Here is an 18,073-nt window from a genome sequence, read left to right on the forward strand (position 1 = left end):
GCCGGCAGCAGCCGGACCGCATCCCGCGCACCTCGGGCCCGCAGGCCCGCGGAGCACACCGAAAGGAAAGCACCATGAAGAGAAAGCTCACCGGCCTCACCGCGGCGGCCGTGGCCTCGGTTCTGCTGTTCACCGGCTGCAGCCAGGGCGGCGGGGGCGAGCAGGGCGGCGACGGCAAGTCGATCACGCTGTGGCTCGCGGGCGGCGACACCCCCGACGAGCTGCGCGAGTACCTCAAGGACGAGTTCGCCGAGCGCACCGGAGCGACCCTCAAGATCGAGGAACAGGGCTGGGGCGACCTCGTGACGAAGCTCACGACCGCGCTGCCCGACGAGAACAACACCCCCGACGTCACCGAGATCGGCAACACGCAGTCGCCTACCTTCACGAACGTGGGCGCCTTCCTCGACCTCAGCGACATGTACGACGAGCTGGGCGGCGGCGACCTGCTGCAGTCGTTCGTCGAGGCGGGCAGCGTCGAGGGCAAGCAGTACGCGCTGCCCTACTACTTCGGCTCGCGCTACATGTTCTACCGCAAGGACGTCTGGGACGCCGCAGGCGTGCAGGTGCCCCAGACCCTCGACGAGTTCAACGCGGCGGTCGCCACCATCACCGAGAAGAACCCGAAGTCGATCGAGAAGTTCTCGGGCTTCTACCTCGGCGGCCAGGACTGGCGCGACGGCATCTCGTGGATCTTCGCCAACGGCGGCGACATCGCAGCGTTCGAGGGCGGCGAGTGGAAGGCGACGCTCGACTCGCCCGAGTCGCTCAAGGGCCTCGAGCAGCTGCAGCAGATCTACCGCACCGCCTCCAACGCGCCAAACGACGCGAAGGACGCGAACCAGTACCAGTTCCTGAACGATTCCGATCAGGTGAAGGACGAGGACGGCAACGTCACCGATGATCTCTCACTGGCCGCCGCCACGATCATGGCCCCGGGCTGGGCGCACTGGTCGATCGGCGACCTCGTCGAGGGCGAGGACGGCGAGCCCGCCCGCGAATGGAACGACGACGTGTTCGGCACCTTCGTGCTGCCGGGCAACGACGGCAAGCCGGCACCGGTGTTCGCCGGCGGCTCGAACATCGCGGTCTCGGCGAAGTCGAAGGAGCCCGAACTCGCGAAGGAGCTCATGCGCATCATCTTCTCCGAGGAGTACCAGACGATGCTCGGCGAGAACGGGCTCGGCCCCGCGAACCAGCAGTACACGTCGTCGCTCGGCGACGACCAGTTCGCGGAGGCGCTCATCGAGTCGGCGTCGAACTCGAAGCTCACCCCCGCCGCCCCGGGCTGGGCCGCGATCGAGTCGAAGAACATCATGGAGGAGTTCTTCGCGCAGATCCGCGACGCCGACGACCTCGAACAGCTGGCCAAGGACACGAACGCCAAGCTCGATCCGCTGCTCAACCAGAAGTGATGCCGAGGGCGTAGGCCCGCGCGTCGCCCTGCGCGGCTCGCGAGTCGCAGGATTCGCCGCCCGACGGCCCGATCCTGCGACTCGCCCCTCGCGGCACCGACGAGAGGCTTCGCCCACCCCGACCAGAAAGGCCGGCGATGACCACCACCGGCACCCCGCAGACGCCGAGACGGCGCAGGATCCGCCTCACCCCGTACGCGCTGCTGCTGCCCGCCACGCTGATCGTGCTGCTCGCGCTCGGCTACCCGATCGTCTGGCAGCTCGTCACGTCGATGCAGCAGTTCGGCCTCGCCCAGCAGTTCGGGCAGCCAGCGGAGTGGGTGTGGTTCTCGAACTACGTCGAGCTCTTCTCGAGTTCGACGACGTGGCTCGTGGTGATCCGCTCGGTCGCGTTCTGCCTCATCACGGCCGCGGTCACGATGGTGGCCGGGGTCGGCCTGGCGCTGCTCATGCAGGCGGTCGCGACGCCGATCCGGCTCACGCTGCAGATCTCCCTGCTGCTCGCGTGGGCCACCCCGGTGGTCGCGGCGATGACGATCTGGAACTGGATCTTCGACTGGCGTCGCGGTCTGGCGAACTGGATGCTCTCGGGGATGGGCCTGCCGATGCAGGGCCACAACTGGCTGCAGCACCCGCTGAGCTTCTTCGCTGTGGCGCTCATCATCGTGGTCTGGATGAGCGTACCGTTCGTCGCGTTCGCGGTGTACGCGGGACTCACCCAGGTCTCGGGCGAGGTGCTCGAAGCGGCGCAGATGGACGGCGCGAACCGCCGGCAGCGGCTGCGCTTCATCATCATCCCGATCATCAAACCCGTGCTCGGCATCGTGATGCTGCTGCAGATCATCTGGGATCTGCGGGTGTTCGCGCAGATCAAGCTGCTGCAGGATCGCGGCTCCATCGCCAGCCAGACCGACGTGCTGGGCACCTACATCTATCAGCTCGGCGTGGGGTCGAGCGACTTCGCCATGGCGAGTGCGATGTCGATCTTCGTGCTGCTGCTCACGATCGCGCTGAGCTGGGCCTACGTGCGCAATCTGCTGCAGGAGGATGAGGAACGATGACTCGCACGGAAACCGCGTCGATGACCGCTCCCGTCGAGGTCGTGCGCCGGCGCGGCCGGGGCCGCCCGGGAGGGCGCGCCGCGAGGGCGCTGTTCGGGGCACTCGCCCTGATCCTGGCGGCCGTCTGGGCGTTCCCCGTCTACTGGATGCTCAACTCGTCGCTGCTGCCGAACGCGGTGCTCGAGAAGACGACGCCGACGCTGCTGCCGTTCGGGGGCTCCCTCAAGAACTTCCAGTCGGTGCTCGCCGACGGGTCGTTCTTCAGCGCGCTCGGGATCAGCCTCGCGGTGGCGGGGATCGCGGTCTCGTGCTGCCTCGTCTTCGCGTTCCTCGCGGCGCTGTCGATCAGCCGCTTCCGGTTCAAGGGGCGCCGCAGCTTCGTGCTGGCGGTGCTGTTCATCCAGATGCTGCCCGCCGAGGGCATGTTCATCGCGCAGTACAAGCTGATGGGCTCGCTCAATCTGCTGAACTCGGTGATCGGCGTGAGCATCATCTACATCGCGGCGGTCGTGCCGTTCACGATCTGGATGCTGCGCGGCTTCGTCGCGGGGGTGCCGGCCGACCTCGAGGAGGCGGCCATGGTCGACGGCCTCAGCCGCACCCAGGCGTTCCTGCGCATCACGTTCCCCCTGCTCGCGCCGGGTCTCGTGGCGAGCGGCGTGTACGCTTTCCTGCAGGCCTGGAACGAGTTCACCGTCGCACTCGTGATCCTGCAGGACTCGGGATCGCAGACGCTGCCGCTCTGGCTGCGGGGCTTCATCCAGCAGTCGGCGTCGCGCGCCATCGACTGGGGCGACGTGATGGCGGCTTCGACGCTCGTCGCGGTGCCGGTGATCATCTTCTTCCTCTTCGTGCAGGGCCGTATGACGAGCGGTCTCGTGAGCGGGGCGGTGAAGGGATGAGCGCGCTCGACGGGCTCGCGCGCGAGGTGCGCGCGACGCTCATGCCGGGCTTCTCGGGCCACTCGGCGCCCGAGTGGGTGCTGCGGGCCCTGCGCGACGGTCTGCTCTCGGTCTGCGTCTACGGCGGCAATGTGCGGGATCGCGCGCAGCTGTCGGCGCTCGGCGGCGAGCTGCGCGCTGCGGCGCCGGGGGCGCTGGTCGCGATCGACGAGGAGGGCGGCGAGGTCACCCGCCTGCACTACCTGGAGGGCGCGCCGTATCCGGGCGCCGCGATCCTCGGCAGGATCGGGGATCTCTCGTACACCGAGGAGATCGGGCGTCACGTGGGCGGCGACATCCTCGCCTCGGGGTTCAATCTGACGCTCGCCCCCGACGCCGATGTGAACAGCAATCCCAGCAACCCCGTGATCGGCACGCGCAGCTTCGGCGAGGATCCGGCGACCGTCGCGCAGCACGTCGCGGCGTGGGTGCGCGGGCTGCGGGGCACGGGCGCCCGCGCCTGCCCGAAGCACTTCCCGGGCCACGGCGACACGGCGCAGGACTCGCACCTGGCGCTGCCCGTGGTCGACGCCGAGCCCGCAGTCGTCGAGGCGCGGGATCTGCCGCCGTTCGCGGCGGCCGTCGCCGCGGGCGCGGAGGCGATCATGACCTCCCACATCCTGCTGCCGCGGCTCGACCCCGAGGCTCCGGCGACGTTCAGCCGCCCCATCCTGCAGGGGCTGCTGCGCGAGCGGCTCGGCTTCGAGGGCGCGATCGTCTCCGATGCGCTCGACATGCGCGGCGCGAGCGGCGGGATCGGCATGCCGGAATCGGCGGTGCGGGCGCTCGTCGCGGGCTGCGACCTGCTCTGCCTCGGCACTGACACCACGTTCGAGCAGCTGCGGGAGATCGAGGAGCACGTGCTCGCCGCGGTTCGGGAGGGCCGGCTCGCGGAGGCGCGGGTGCTCGAGGCCGCCGAGCGCGTGCGGAGCCTCGCGGGCTCCGGATCCCGGGAGACCTCGGCGGAGCAGTCGCCCGTCGAGCCGTCCGCCGAGGAGGTCGCCCGGATCGTCGCCTCCTTCGACGGCGTCGCCGCGGCGCGCGACTGGCTGCGCGCCCACCCGGCGTCGACGGTGCTGCGCGTCGACGCCGAGGCGAACATGGCGGTCGGCTTTGCGCCCTGGGGGCCGTTCGCGGCCGCCGCGCACCCGCTCCCCCATCAGCGGGCGGCTGCGCGCGCCTTCTCGGAGCGCGTGAGCGCCCGGGTCGACGCGTCGTCGCCGATGCCGTGGCCGCTGCGCTCCGACGCGTGGAACGGCCTGATCGTGATCGGGCGCGAGCTGCACCGGCACGAGTTCGCGCGCGACGGCGTCGACGCCCTGCGCGAGGCGGGGATCCCCGTGCTGCTGGTCGAGACGGGTTGGCCGGAGGCTCCCGAGGCCGACCGCCGCCGCTACGCCGACGTCGCCTGCTACGGCTCGTCGGCGCTCGCCGGCGCGGCGCTGCTCGAGCTGCTCCGGCAGAGCGAGCCCGGCGAAGCGGGCGACGCCCGCGAACCGGGCGACACCCCCGACGGGGGTGCCGCATGAACGGGACGCTGCGGATCGGCATGGACATCGGCGGCACGAAGACCGAGGCAGTGGCCCTCGACCGCGAGGGGCGGGTCGTCGCCGGAGCGCGGATCCCGACCGAGGCCGGGGCCGACGGCGTCGTGAGCACGGCCGAGCGCGTGATCGCCCGCCTCGCCGAGCAGACGGGCCGCCGCACCGCCGAGTTCGCCTCGGTGGGCGTCGGCATCCCGGGCCGCATCGACCGCGAGCGGGGCGAGGTGCACAACGCCTACAACATCGGCGTGGAGCGGCTGCCTCTGGCGCGGCGGCTCGCCGAGGCCACGGGGCTCCCCGTGGCCCTCGACAACGACGTGACGGCGGCCGCCATCGGCGCCGCGCACCTCATGGGCCTCGACGGTGTGGTGGCCTACCTGAACCTCGGCACCGGCCTCGCGGCGGGGCTCGTGATCGACGGCACTCCGATCCGCGGGGCGCACGGCGTCACGGGCGAGATCGGCCACCTGCCGGTCGACCCGCTCGAGCGCCCCTGCCCGTGCGGGCAGCGCGGCTGTCTCGAGACGGTGGCGAGCGGTTCGGCGCTGAAGCGGTACTGGCCGGCCGGCGGCGACCACCCCGGCCGCCTGCTGCTCGCCGCGATCGACGCCGGAGACGCCGAGGCCGAGCACGCGTTCGAACAGCTCGTGCGCGGGGCTGCGAGCTGCGTGCGCCTGCTCGCCCTGACGCTCGATCCGCACACCGTGATCGTGGGCGGCGGCCTGCGTCTGCTGGGCCCGCGCCTGCTCGACGGCATCCGCACCGCACTCGATTCGTGGGCCGCCCAGTCCCCCTTCATCGACATGCTCGAGCTCTCCGGGCGGGTGCAGCTGCTCGCCGCCGACTCCTCGGCGGCCGCGGTCGGGGCAGCACTCGCCAGCGAAGGCCGGAGGCGCTAGCCTGGGACCATGAGCGCTCTGAGACTCGAAGAACTTTCCGCTGCGACCATCGTGGCCGTGAACACGCTCGGCCTGAAGCCCGGCCAGGAGCAGTTCATCACTCCCGTCTCCTACGCTGCAGCCGCCGCCGTCACCCCGGCGCACACCGCGTGGCAGCGCGTCGTGCTCGACGGCGACCGCGTGGTCGGCTTCATCCACGGCAACTTCGATCCCGACGCCCCGCAGGAGGAGTTCCGGGCCGCGCTCTGGCGCATCAACGTCGACGCCGAGGCGCAGGGCATGGGCGTCGGCACCTTCGCGGTGAACGCGCTCGTCGAGGAGGCGCGACGCCGCGGCGTCGGTCGCCTCACCGTGCTGTGGGAGCCGGGCGAGGACGGCCCCGAGGGCTTCTTCCTGCACATGGGCTTCAGCCCGATCGGCGAGACGCCGTACGGCGAGGTCATCGGCGCAATCGACCTCGCAGATTGACCCGCCCGCTCCGCTCGGGCCCGCTCGGCTCGGGCGGGCGCGGCATTCTGACGTCGGTCGCGTCGTCGGTGCTCTTCGGCGGCATCTACTTCGTCACGCCGATGCTCGCACCGGCGTCGGCCGAGTCGATCTGGGGCATCCGCAACCTCATCACGATCCCGGTGATCGCCCTCGCGCTGCTGGCGATCCGGCAATGGCACCTCATCACCGAGGTGGGTCGCCGCATCCGGCGCAAGCCGGTGCTGCTGCTCGGGATCCTCGTCTGCGGGGTGCTCGTCGCGGCGCAGCTGTGGGTGTTCAGCTGGGCGCCGCTGCACGGCCGCGGCATGCAGGTCGCGCTCGGTTACTTCCTGCTGCCGCTCGTGCTCGTGGTGGTGGGCCGTCTCCTCTACAAGGATCGCCTGGCGTGGTGGCAGTGGCTCGCCGCGGGCTGCGCGGCCGTGGGCGTCGGCTTCGAGCTGATCCGCGTGGGCGGCGTCTCGTGGGAGACGCTGCTCGTGGCGCTCGGCTATCCTCTCTACTTCGTGCTGCGGCGCGCGCTCGGGATCGGCCACCTGGGCGGCATGTTCTGGGAGTTCCTGGCCCTCGCGCCCGTGGCGGTCGTGCTGCTGGGGCTCGAGATCGCCGACGGTTCCGCGACGGCCGCGAACCCCGCCCTGTGGTGGGCCGCCCCGCTGTTCGCCGTCGCCTCGGGGGTGGCGCTCATGTTCTACCTCGCCGCGTCGCGGCTGCTCACGATGAGCCTGTTCGGCCTGCTGAGCTACCTCGAACCGGCACTGCTGATGGTGGCGTCGATGCTGAACGGCGAGCGGATCGCGGCCGGGGAGCTCGTCATCTACGGCGCCATCTGGGTGGCGGTGCTCGTGCTCGTGACGGGCGGGATCGCGCAGCTGAGAGCGAACCGGGGATCGGGGTCCTCGGAGCCCCCGCGAGATCGCGTGTAAGGTTCTCGCATGAGCGAAGCGACCGGCGCCTCCTGCGAGCACGAGACCCACGGCTACATCGACCACAAGGACGATCTGCTGAAGCGGCTGCGTCGCGCCGAGGGGCAGGTGCGCGGCGTGCACCGCATGGTCGAGAACGACGAGTACTGCATCGACATCCTCACGCAGGTGTCGGCGGCGACGAAGGCGCTCGAGCGGGTGGCCCTCGCGCTGCTCGACGACCACCTGGCGCACTGCGTCGCCTCGGCCGCCGCGGAGGGCGGCGAGGTGGCTGCCGAGAAGCTGCACGAGGCCTCGGCGGCGATCGCGCGCCTCGTGCGCTGATCCGTCTGCGGCTCCCCTACAAGCGGCGCGGCCCTGCAGGGGTGCGCGTTGGAGGTATCTTCGGAGGCATCTGTGAGGTCGCCATGAGCGGCGTAGACTGGGAAGCGCGCCCGCGCTGATCCGCTCAACCCGAAGGAACCCCTATGGTCAACGGCCCCGAACACGCGCCCGCAGACGAGAGCTTCGAGATGGCCGCGCCCGGCCAGGTCGACGTCACGCCCGAGATCGACGAGATCGCGGAGCTCAGGCGCACGGGCCGCGGGGCGAGAGCCGACGACGGCCCCGAGGCGCCGTGGCGGCAGGGCTACCCGTACGACACGAAGATCTCCCGGCGCAGCTACGAGCGCGAGAAGCGCAAGCTGCAGATCGAGCTGCTCAAGCTGCAGGCCTGGGTGAAAGAGACGGGCCAGAAGATCGTGATCCTCTTCGAGGGCCGCGACGCCGCCGGCAAGGGCGGCGCGATCAAGCGCTTCACCGAGCACATGAACCCCCGCGGCGCCCGGGTCGTGGCGCTCGAGATCCCCACCGAGCGCGAGCAGACCCAGTGGTACTTCCAGCGCTACGTCGCGCACCTGCCCGCGGCCGGCGAGATCGTGATGTTCGACCGCTCCTGGTACAACCGGGCCGGCGTCGAGCGCGTCATGGGGTACTGCACGCCGCAGCAGTACCTCGAGTTCACCCGCTCGGCCCCCGAGTTCGAGCGCATGCTCGTGAACTCGGGCGTGCACCTCATCAAGTTCTGGTTCTCGGTCGGCAAGGCCGAGCAGCACGATCGCTTCGTCTCGCGCTCCTCCGACGAGGTGAAGCAGTGGAAGCTGTCGCCCACCGACCTCGCCTCGCTCGACAAGTGGGACGCGTACACCGAGGCGAAGGAGGCGATGTTCTTCTACACCGATACGCCGCACGCGCCCTGGACCGTCGTGAAGTCGAACGACAAGAAGCGGGCCCGTCTCGAGGCGATGCGCTGGGTGCTCTCGCGCTTCGACTACCCCGACAAGGATTTCAAGCTCGTCGGCGATCCCGATTCCAAGATCATCGGCTCGCCCGCCACGGTTTACGATGAGGGTGAGACTCCCACCGGCACCTTCCCGGTGGTGGGCTCGCCGAGGTAGCCGAGCTCGCTCACTCGGCGCCCGCTAGCACCCGAGGAGCAGGCCACATGACCGATGATCGAACCCCCGCATCGTCAACGCAATCCGGCCGGCGCACAGCCGCTCCCCGGCGGAGGCGCCGCGGCCTGCGCAACACGCTCATCGCGCTCGGCACGCTCGTCGTGCTGCTCGGCATCGCCGCGGGCGTCGCCTACGCCCTGCTCGCGAGCACCTTCAACGAGGTGCAGCGCGTCAGCATCGAGCAGGATCCGTCGCTCGAACGGCCGGCCGCGGTGCAGCTCGCGGCCGGGGAGCAGGCGCCGATCAACATCCTGCTGCTCGGCTCCGACTCGCGCGAGACCACGGATCGGAACGCGGTGGCCGAGGATCTCCAGGGCTTCCGCAGCGACGCCATCATGGTCGCGCAGATCTCGCCCGATCGGCGGCACCTCACCGTGATGTCGATCATGCGCGACAACTGGGTCGAGATCCAGGGCCACGGCGAGGCGAAGATCAACGCCGCGGTCGCGTACGGCGGACTGCCGCTCGCGGTCAACACCGTCGAGAACTTCATCGGGGCGCGCATCGACCACGTCGCGCTCATCGACTTCGAGTCGTTCAAGGGTCTCACCGACGCGGTCGGCGGCGTCACCGTGCGCAACGACGTCGCGTTCACCTCGCGGCACGGCGGCTTCGCGTTCGAGCAGGGCGACGTCGAGCTGAACGGCGAGCAGGCCCTCGGATTCGTGCGGGAGCGCTACGCGTTCGCCGACGGGGACTACCAGCGGGCCCGCAATCAGCAGGCCTACCTCAAGGGGCTCACGCAGAAGGTGATGAGTTCGGAGACGCTGCGCAATCCCGGGCGGCTCGTCGACACCTTCCAGGCGCTGAAGCCCCACCTCATCCTCGATCAGGGCCTCGACCTCGGCGCCGCCGTCGCCCTCGGCTACGACATGCGCGATCTGCGCAGCGACGACATCGAGTTCTTCACGAGTCCCACACTCGGCACCGGCACCTCGGCCGACGGGCAGTCGATCGTGCTGCCCGATTGGGCCGAGATGGCGAACGTGCGGGCCGCGTTCCAGAGCGGCACCCTCGACGAGTACGCGGCGACGCGCGCGGCGGGGTCCGAGCTGCCGCAGAGCTGAGGCGGCGCCTCACCGGCACTCCCCCGCGCTCGTTCAGTCGGCCCCTTCGTACCGAGTCGGCCTATGATTCGCGCGAAAAGCAGGCCCTCTCGGCACGAGGAGGCCGTCCCGACGGACGAACGCTATCCCTGCAGCACGGCGACCGGGGCCGGTTCGAGGCGCGCCGCCGGCGTCTCGAGCAGTTCGAGGGCGCGACGCAGCGCGGTGCTCGAGGTGTGCGCGGTGTAGGGGAAGTAGACGACCTCGACGCCCACCCGGGCGAAGCGGCGCTCGAGCTGCAGCCCCTGCTCGGTGCCGCGCCAGTCGTCGCCCTTGAAGAAGTGGGTGAATCCCACCTCGCGCCACACCTCGAGCTTGTCGGGCACCCGCTCGACGTAGACCTCGTCGACGAAGTCGACGTGGCGCACGATCTCCTCGCGCTCGGCCGTGGGGATCACGGGCTCGCTGCCCTTCACCTCGCGCAGCATCTCGTCGCTCACCACTCCCGCGACGAGGTAGTCGCAGTGCTGCTTCGCGTGCCGCAGCAGGTTCAGGTGGCCGATGTGGAACAGGTCGAATGCTCCCGCTGCATAACCGATGCGCGTCATGGTGCTCCCCTTCGCCGAGCGCCGGCCGCCCCGTCGCGTACCGCGCGCTTCACGTCAGCGTAGGTTCGACGACGGCCGTTCCGCATCGGCGGGAACTACGTAACCTCCGCCCGCGGCGCGGGGCTCGGTCGCGGCGCGGGGCTCGATCGCGGCGCGGGGCTCGATCGCGGCGCGGGGCTCGATCGCGGCGCGGGGCTCGATCGCGGCGCGGGGCTCGATCGCGGCGCGGGGCTCGATCGCGGCGCGGGGCTCGATCGCGGCGCGGGGCTCGATCGCGGCGCGGGGCGCGCCTCCGCCGAGGCGCGCCACCGCCGACGGCTCCTCCCTCGCGGCGTCGCCTCCGCCGTCGACCTCGTCGTCCCGCTCCCGCAGCGCGAGCGCCGCCACCGCGAACGAGACGATGAGCCCGTTCGGCAGCAGACCGTAATAGGCGCTCTCGACCAGGGTCACGAGCTGCACGGTGTGCAGCACGAGCACCACGGGGCCGCGCCATCGAGCGGTCGCCACGACCAGCCAGGTGAGCGCGAGCATGAAGCAGAGCAGCGCGGGGAGGCCGTGCGAGAACATCACCATCCACACGTGCCCCTGGGTGCCCACCGACGGCGGCGAGGTGAAGGAGGGGCGCGGGGCGCCGTAGCCGAAGAGGGGCGAGTCGAGCGTGCGCACCCACGTCTCCTCGTAGATCATCGAGCGCGTCGTGGTCGATGCGCTCACCTCGACCCTGTCGGAGAGGCGGGAGAACAGGTCGAGGCCCACCGCGAGGCCGATGCCGAGCACGCCGAGCGCACCGAGCGCCAGCACCTCGCGCGTGCGGCCGGCCAGCACGAAGCGCACGAAGCAGTAGACGCCCCCGACGGCGAGGCCGATGAACATGCCCCGGTTGAGCGAGAGGATCGCGGGCACGAGCGACACCGGCACGGCGATGAGCACGCACCAGAACCGCCAGCCGCGCCGCACCTCGTCGAGGTAGGCGATCGCGAGCGGCAGCGTGATGGAGTACACGTTGCCCCACGCGTTCGTGTAGAGGAAGGGGGCGGAGGGTCGGGGCGCGAGCTCCAGCCAGCCGTCGGGGTTGTACTGGGCGGTGCGCCGCACGGCCATCTCGTCGATCAGCTCGTTCTGCAGCAGCGACTGCGGCAGCACGTAGGCGAGCGGCGACTTGAAGGAGAACTCGGGGAAGAACACCCCGGCGTAGCCGCCGAGCCACGTGTAGATCCAGAACGCGGTGAAGACGCCGAGCACGTAGCGCCTCGTGAGCTGCTCGCGCGCGTTGTAGACGTACACGAACACCAGCGTCACCACGAGGTAGAGCATCGCCCGGTAGACGAAGCCGATCAGACGCCCGCTCGTGTCGATGCCGATCACCGACACGAGCATGAGCACGAGGAAGAGCAGCCAGATCCCGAACCCGCGCGGCGCCCGGATGCCGCCCCGCCGGATCATGAGCAGCAGCATGCAGGCGGCGAGCGGGATCCACGCCATCTCGGCGATGCCGAGCACCCACCAGAGGGGGAACCAGACGATCATCGCGGTGAGGGGCCATCTCGGCAGCAGAGCGCGGTCGGCGCTCGCCCCGCCCCCGCTCACGGCCCCTGATCGCATGCTCTTCCCATTCCGCTGCTTTCCCTTAGGATAAGCACACCATCGGGTTCTCGGGCGGTTTGCCCCGAGATCCCCTGCCGAAGGAGGCGGAGAGTCAATGGGCGGCAGCGCAGCGTACGAGCAGACCCTCGGGGTCTCGCGGTATCTCTCGGTGCTGCGCCGGCAGCGCCGGGTGGCCGTCGCGGGCGTCGTCTTCGGGGTGCTCGCGGCCTGCCTCTACCTGCTGATCGCCCCGCACACGGTCACGGCGACCACGGCGGTGAACCTCAACGTGATCACCACCGAGCCCTTCAACCAGCAGCGGCCCGCCTCGGGGCTGCTCGACGCCCCGACCGAGGCCGACATCGCGAGCTCGCACGCGGTCGCCGAGGGGGCGGCCGAGCTGCTGGGCGGCGAGCTGACGGCCTCACAGGTGCGGCAGTCGTCGCAGGTCTCGTCCTCGGGCGGCGCGTCGGTGGTGCGCGTCGCGTTCACGGCGCCGACCGAGCAGGAGGCGGTGCGCGGCGCCGACGCGATCGCGCAGGCCTATCTCGAGTTCCGCAGCGATCAGGCCGAGCAGCGCATCGACACGATGCTGACCAGCATGAACACGCGCATCGAGAAGCTCAACGAGGCCCTGCTGCAGGCCAACCGCGAACTCGTGTCGGCCGAACCCGGCACGACCGACTACGCGCAGGCCGTCTCGCAGCAGCAGCAGATCCAGGTCGAGCTCGACAGCCTGCTCTCGCAGCGCAACGCCCTCACCAGTGTCGACACGACCGGGGGCATCGTGCTCACCTCCGCGCGCGACAGCCAGTTCGAGCGGAGCCCGTCGAGCAGGATGGCGCTCGCGACCGGGCTCGCGGGCGGGCTGGTGCTCGGGATCGTCGCGGCCTTCGCGCGCAACCCCTTCGATCGGCGGCTGCGTTCCTCGACCGACGTCGCGGAGGTGCTGGGGGCGCCCCTGCTCGCCGACCTCGAGCCGCGCAAGGGCGAGGTGTCCGACGACGACGCTCACGAGCAGATGCGCGTCATCTACGAGCGGCTGCGCAGCCTCGACTCGTCCGGCGGCCCGGTGATGGTGTTCGATGCGCGACGCTCCTCGGACGAGTCGCGCGCGCTGCGGCAGCTGCGGCAGATCTCGGACGGCGCGGTCGAGTTCGAGCGGATCGATGCGGGCGCGAGTCGCGCCGACGGCCTCGCGATGCTGCGGGAGGCGGCGGCCGTGCTGGTGCTCTGCTCGCATCGCACCGCGCTGGTCGAGGATCTGCGCTGGATCGCTCAGGAGGCGCAGCGCGCGGGCGCCCCGGTGGTCGGCTTCGTCTCAGAGGCGTGACCGCGCAGCCGAGGCTCGGGGACGGCCGCCGCGCAGCCGACGCGGCGGCGAGGCCGCCCGATCCGGCGTCCCGGATCACGCGGCCTCGCCGCGGTGCCGGCCCGGGTGACGGGCCTCAGAGCGCGCGCAGCTTGCGGTACTTGCGCCGCATCGACACGGCCGCGTACACGGCGTTCACCGCGAACAGCACCGCGTAGACGGCTGCGAACACGGCGGGCAGGCCCCACAGCGCGAAGCTCCAGCAGAGCGTGCCGGTGTCGGTCGGGATGAGGGCGATCGACTTGCGCACCCCCGACGGCTCGGGGGCCTCGCCGCCGCGCTGGCGCACCAGCTGCTCGGCGAGGATCTGACTCATGAACTGTCCGGCCGAGACCACCGCGTAGGCGAGGGCGACGCCGGCCAGCCAGATCAGTTCGGGCCGGTGCGCCGCGATGGCGACCGCCACCGCGACGTGGGTGAGCGGCGTGCGGATCGCATCGACGACGTGATCCACCCACTCCCCGGCCGGTCCGCCCGCACCCGTCAGTCGGGCGAGCTGCCCGTCCGCCGAGTCGCAGGCGAAGCCGAGCGCCAGCAGCAGCGCCACCGCGACGCCGACCCCGAGGCCGGGCTCGGCGACGACGAGCAGCACGAGCCCCGCCAGCGAGCAGAGCGCGCTGACCGCCGTCACCCCGTTGGGGGTGAGGCCGATCACCGCGGCGGCGGCCGCGATCCGGCGCCCGAGCCAGCGGTTCACCCAGCGCATGTAGGCGGGCACCCCGGCGCCGCTCTTCTGCGCGCTCCGCAGGGTCGCGACGCTCTCGCGGTACCTCAGCGGGCTGCGTTCGAGCATCATCTCACTCCTCTTCGGGAACCGCGGGGGCGGGGGCGATCAGGAATCGCCCCCAGCCCTCGGGCGAGGGTCCGCCGGCAACCGGGGGTACGGCTGGGGAAGATGCGGCGGGATCCTCTGTCTCCTCGGGTGATTGGGGGACCCGAGGGGTCGGGGTGGTCGGGGTTTCGGCCTGGGGCGCGACGGGGGCGGGTTCGCCGCCCTGCGTCGCGTCGGGCGCGACCTCGGCGGGCGCCTCGACCGGGGCCTCGGCCGGGGCCTCGAGCGGCGCGGGCGGCGCGACGGCCGCCCGCAGCGGGGTCGGGCTCACGGTGCCGATGGCCTGCAGCTCGAAGCTGTGACTCGGCGTCGTGCGGTAGCCCGAGTGCACGGACACGGCGATCACGTTGGTGCCGGTGACCAGCAGCTCGCCCGGAACGGTGATCGTCACCGGGTTCGCCAGCGCGGTCGCCGCGTTCGGCGAGCTCGTCGCGTAGTTGTTCACACCGGCCGGGTTCGCGGTGACGTTCTGCCGCCCCACTTCGGTGCCGTTCACGTAGACCACGATGCCGTCGTCGGCCCGGGTGGTGACCTGCATGGACTCCACCCTGGTCGCGTCGGCCACCTCGAAGGCCTTGCGGTAGAAGGAGGCGTAGGGCATCGGAGCCGGCGCCGACAGCGGCGTCGCGATGCCGGCGTGCCCCCAGCCGAACGGGGCGAGNTCGAAGGCCTTGCGGTAGAAGGAGGCGTAGGGCATCGGAGCCGGCGCCGACAGCGGCGTCGCGATGCCGGCGTGCCCCCAGCCGAACGGGGCGAGTCCCGTCGACCAGCCCGTCGTGTCGGCTCCGGCGCTCACCCAGTCGCCGCTCGGCCCGGCCGCGCTGTACAGGTACGCCCACTCGGAGGCGGGCGCCACGTACGAGACCGTCTCGTTGCGCACCGGCTCGGTGCTCAGCGTGCCGATCGCCTGCAGGTCGAAGCTGTGGCTCGGCGTCGTGCGGTAGCCCGAGTGCATCGACACCGAGACCACGTTGGCGCCCGCGACCAGCAGCTCGCCCGGAACGGTGATCGTCACCGGGTTCGCCAGCGCGGTCGCGGCGTTCGGCGAGCTCGTCGCGTAGTTGTTCACGCCCGCAGGGTTCGCCGAGACGTTCTGCCGCCCCACTTCGGTGCCGTTCACGTAGACCACGATGCCGTCGTCGGCGCGCGTGGTGATCTCCATCGACTCGACCCGCGTCGCGTCCTCGACTTCGAAGGCCTTGCGGTAGAAGGAGGCGTAGGGCATCGGAGCCGGCGCCGACAGCGGCGTCGCGATGCCGGCGTGCCCCCAGCCGAACGGNTCGAAGGCCTTGCGGTAGAAGGAGGCGTAGGGCATCGGAGCCGGCGCCGACAGCGGCGTCGCGATGCCGGCGTGCCCCCAGCCGAACGGGGCGAGCCCCGTCGACCAGCCCGTCGTGTCGGCCGAGATGCCCGTCCAGCCCGCGCTCGGGCCCGCCGCGTTGAAGAGGTAGGCCCACTCGTCGCCGGAGTTGATGTAGTTGACGGTGTCCGGCGTCTCGGGGGGCTCCTGCGCCAGCACGGCCGCGGTCGAGGCCGACTTGTTGCCCGCCGCGTCGACGGCTCGCACGAAGTACTTCGCCCCCGACGCCGCCGGCGGCAGCTCGGCGCTCGTGCCGGTGACCGTCGCGACGACCCGGTCGTCGCGCATCACCTCGTAGCCGGTGACGCCGGTGTTGTCGGCCGCCGCCTGCCAGCTGAGGGAGACCGCGGTGACGTCGCCGGTCGCGGTGAGCGCCGTGGGTGTCTCGGGCGGCGTGACGTCTCGCTGACCGTGCCGCGTGAAGCCGCTCGTCCACTGCCGCACGTAGCCGGCCCGCGTCGAGTACGACCAGTCGCCGCCCTGCCAGAGGGTGCCGTTCGAGTCGACCATGAGCGCCCAGGAACCGGCGCCGCGATAGGTGCTGAACGTTCCGTTGAACTGGGGGATCCGCTCGCCCGTGCTCGCGCTCCACGCGCCCGTGCCCCAGACCGCGTTGGCCGAGGTCCAGCCGGTGCCGATCTCGGGCCACCGGGTCTCGCCCTCGTACTGCGTCTCGAAGCAGTGGCAGCCGCCGTAGACGACGCCGTTGTACTCGGCGATGGCCTGGAAGTCGCCGCCCGCGTTGCCGATCGTGGTGCTCAGCAGCGAGAAGTCGTCGCGCGAGTAGCTGAAGAGCGAGTGCTCGGCGCCACCGAGCCACACCCGGTCGCCCACCTCTTTGACCGCCTGCTGGTAGCCGGTGCGGCCGCCGCTGCGGTTCGAGAAGAGCACGTTCCAGGTGAAGAGGTCGGTGCTCGTGGCCGAGATCGCGGCGGCCTTGTCGGAGTCGCGTCCGCGCGACTTGTTGAAGTGGCCGGCGAAGTAGGCGCGGTCGCCCCTCGGGGAGGCGTCGACTGCCATCACGGTGCCGTTGAACTCGGGGTTCCAGAGGTCGGGGGTGCCGTCGGTCACCGAGAGGCGCCCGCCGGCCCGCATATAGCGCTCCTGGGTGGTGGAGCCGCCGGTGCCGTGGGTGAAGGATCCGCCGACGTACAGCCAGCCGTCCTGCACGTCGAGGGCGCGCACGAGCGGGAAGCCCCCGCTCAGGTGGTTGATGAGCCGCCCGGTGAACTGAGGGTCGAGCTGGCCCGTGGTGCCGTTGAGCACCGCGAGGCCGTCGCGGGGCTCGCCGTTCACCTCGGTGAAGAAGCCGCCGACGGCGATGCGGTTGCCCGGCAGGGTCGCGAGGGCCCGGATCGCGTTGTTGAACGTCGGCCTGAACGCGGGATCCCACTCGCCCGTGTCGCGGTTGAACGCGGCGAGGTAGGACTGCTGCTGGGCGCTGCCTCCGGCCGCGGTCTTCTGCACGGTGGTGAAGTTGCCCCCGACGTAGACCTTGCCGTTGTCCTCGGTGAAGGCGGCCACCTCGTTGTTGCCCTCGATCGAACTGGGACCGTTGCCGATCCCGGCGACGCTCCACGGCTGCGGCAGCGCGAAGCTGTCGGCGACCGACGTGGTGGTGACGGCGGGGGTGCCGGTGTCGGGGATCGCCTGGTAGATGTCGCTGCTCTTGAGCTGGGGCCTGATGAAGACCTGGGTGAAGGGCCGCGCGTAGCCGGTGGAGGTGTCCTTCGACCAGAGGTAGCTCGTGGCGGCCGGGTTGCCGCGGATCTGGGACCCGAAGCCGAAGCCCATCTTCCATCCCTCGTTGCTGCCGGTGACGGTGCGCACCCGGTTGTACGAGTTGTCACTGCCGAAGTTGCTCGTCTCGCCGCCGGTGCGGGTCGTGCTGCCGATCTTGTAGCTGGCGACGCGCTGCTTGTTGTTGAACTGCCAGGTCCAGTCGGCGCGGGGGCTCGCGAAGGTGAAGGTGAGCTCCTGCCACGAGGTGCCCTGCTGGTTGGTGGCGCGCACGAGGCGGATGCCGTCGGGCAGGTTCTTGATGGGGGTGTTGTTCGCGAGCTGTCCGATGAGCTCGGACGAGAGCTGCCGGGGGAGGAACGCCTCGGTGCCGGTGACGGCGCTGCGCACCTGCTCCGGGGTGCCGGATCCGGCGTTCGCCACACCCCAGCCGTCCCTGCCGCGACCGACGAGCACCCAGCCGCCGCCGGCCCGCTCCTGGTCGCAGTAGAACTGCTGCGCTCCGCCCATGGCCGGTGTCGCGAGCCAGTAGACGCCGCTCGGAGCCGAGGGTGTGGTCTGCTTGATCTCCCAGCAGGACGCGGCGGCGGTCGCCTCGCTCAGCCCGTCGATGACGGGCGGAGTGGGGTCGGCCGCTGCTGCGGCGGTCGGGGCCGCGAGCAGGCTCGCGGCGAGCGCGCCGGCCAGTGCGAGGGCTGCGGTGAGCCTTCCCGTCCTCCAGCCCGGCAGGGGAACCGCCGGATTCACCGGCGGGGCTCCGCGG

Annotated in this window: 15 protein-coding genes; 11 read left to right on the forward strand and 4 right to left on the reverse strand. The window is 71.2% G+C overall.

Features of this window, described 5'->3' with window-relative positions; all coding sequences use genetic code 11:
• The first annotated feature begins 74 nt into the window (after positions 1-74).
• The 10 genes from H490_RS22295 (at position 75) to H490_RS22340 (ending at position 9,835) form a co-directional block, all read left to right on the forward strand.
• A complete protein-coding gene (locus H490_RS22295) occupies positions 75-1,415 on the forward strand; it encodes an extracellular solute-binding protein (protein WP_017883667.1) in 1,341 nt (446 codons plus the stop codon).
• A 137-nt stretch (positions 1,416-1,552) separates the two neighbouring features.
• Complete coding sequence (locus H490_RS22300) at positions 1,553-2,476, forward strand: carbohydrate ABC transporter permease (protein WP_017883668.1); 924 nt, start codon at positions 1,553-1,555, stop codon at positions 2,474-2,476.
• The gene (locus H490_RS22305; protein WP_017883669.1) at positions 2,473-3,378 is read left to right on the forward strand and encodes a carbohydrate ABC transporter permease; all 906 of its coding nucleotides are present in this window, start codon (positions 2,473-2,475) and stop codon (positions 3,376-3,378) included. The genes H490_RS22300 and H490_RS22305 overlap by 4 nt, the downstream gene beginning before the upstream one ends.
• Positions 3,375-4,946 carry a glycoside hydrolase family 3 N-terminal domain-containing protein gene (locus tag H490_RS22310; RefSeq protein ID WP_017883670.1) on the forward strand — a complete coding sequence of 524 codons (1,572 nt, stop codon included), beginning with the start codon at positions 3,375-3,377 and terminating at the stop codon, positions 4,944-4,946. Before H490_RS22305 ends, H490_RS22310 begins: the two co-directional genes overlap by 4 nt.
• A complete protein-coding gene (locus tag H490_RS22315) occupies positions 4,943-5,860 on the forward strand; it encodes an ROK family protein (protein WP_031289900.1) in 918 nt (305 codons plus the stop codon). The genes H490_RS22310 and H490_RS22315 overlap by 4 nt, the downstream gene beginning before the upstream one ends.
• 9 nt (positions 5,861-5,869) lie before the next feature.
• The gene (locus H490_RS22320; protein WP_017883672.1) at positions 5,870-6,328 is read left to right on the forward strand and encodes a GNAT family N-acetyltransferase; all 459 of its coding nucleotides are present in this window, start codon (positions 5,870-5,872) and stop codon (positions 6,326-6,328) included.
• Entirely contained in the window at positions 6,325-7,272 is a 948-nt protein-coding gene (gene rarD / locus H490_RS22325) for an EamA family transporter RarD (RefSeq protein WP_017883673.1), read from the forward strand. Before H490_RS22320 ends, rarD begins: the two co-directional genes overlap by 4 nt.
• Before the next feature lie 9 nt (positions 7,273-7,281).
• Entirely contained in the window at positions 7,282-7,596 is a 315-nt protein-coding gene (locus tag H490_RS22330; RefSeq protein ID WP_017883674.1) for a metal-sensitive transcriptional regulator, read from the forward strand.
• A gap of 143 nt (positions 7,597-7,739) precedes the next feature.
• Positions 7,740-8,708 carry a polyphosphate kinase 2 gene (gene ppk2, locus H490_RS22335; RefSeq protein WP_017883675.1) on the forward strand — a complete coding sequence of 323 codons (969 nt, stop codon included), beginning with the start codon at positions 7,740-7,742 and terminating at the stop codon, positions 8,706-8,708.
• A gap of 47 nt (positions 8,709-8,755) precedes the next feature.
• Positions 8,756-9,835, forward strand: a complete 1,080-nt coding sequence (locus tag H490_RS22340; RefSeq protein ID WP_017883676.1) for an LCP family protein — start codon at positions 8,756-8,758, stop codon at positions 9,833-9,835.
• 122 nt (positions 9,836-9,957) lie between these two features.
• On the opposite strand, the gene H490_RS22345 is transcribed toward H490_RS22340, so the two are convergent.
• Both H490_RS22345 and H490_RS32325 read right to left on the reverse strand, forming a co-directional pair.
• Positions 9,958-10,422, reverse strand: coding sequence for an adenylyltransferase/cytidyltransferase family protein (locus tag H490_RS22345; RefSeq protein WP_017883677.1), 465 nt, complete (start codon positions 10,420-10,422; stop codon positions 9,958-9,960).
• 54 nt (positions 10,423-10,476) lie between these two features.
• Positions 10,477-12,024 carry an O-antigen ligase family protein gene (locus tag H490_RS32325; protein ID WP_017883678.1) on the reverse strand — a complete coding sequence of 516 codons (1,548 nt, stop codon included), beginning with the start codon at positions 12,022-12,024 and terminating at the stop codon, positions 10,477-10,479.
• A gap of 97 nt (positions 12,025-12,121) precedes the next feature.
• On the opposite strand from H490_RS32325, the gene H490_RS22355 reads away from it, so the two are divergent.
• Entirely contained in the window at positions 12,122-13,339 is a 1,218-nt protein-coding gene (locus H490_RS22355; protein ID WP_017883679.1) for a hypothetical protein, read from the forward strand.
• A 115-nt stretch (positions 13,340-13,454) separates the two neighbouring features.
• Here H490_RS22355 and H490_RS22360 read toward each other — a convergent pair whose 3' ends face one another.
• The gene (locus H490_RS22360; protein WP_238560319.1) at positions 13,455-14,171 is read right to left on the reverse strand and encodes a CDP-alcohol phosphatidyltransferase family protein; all 717 of its coding nucleotides are present in this window, start codon (positions 14,169-14,171) and stop codon (positions 13,455-13,457) included.
• Positions 14,172-14,175: 4 nt separating this feature from the next.
• On the reverse strand, positions 14,176-18,057 hold the full coding sequence (locus H490_RS32825; protein WP_152424220.1) for a fibrinogen-like YCDxxxxGGGW domain-containing protein: 3,882 nt from the start codon (positions 18,055-18,057) through the stop codon (positions 14,176-14,178).
• Between the last annotated feature and the right edge of the window lie 16 nt (positions 18,058-18,073).

Origin of the sequence: Leucobacter sp. UCD-THU, assembly GCF_000349545.1 — a bacterium.
In the GTDB taxonomy this organism is placed as follows: domain Bacteria; phylum Actinomycetota; class Actinomycetes; order Actinomycetales; family Microbacteriaceae; genus Leucobacter; species Leucobacter muris.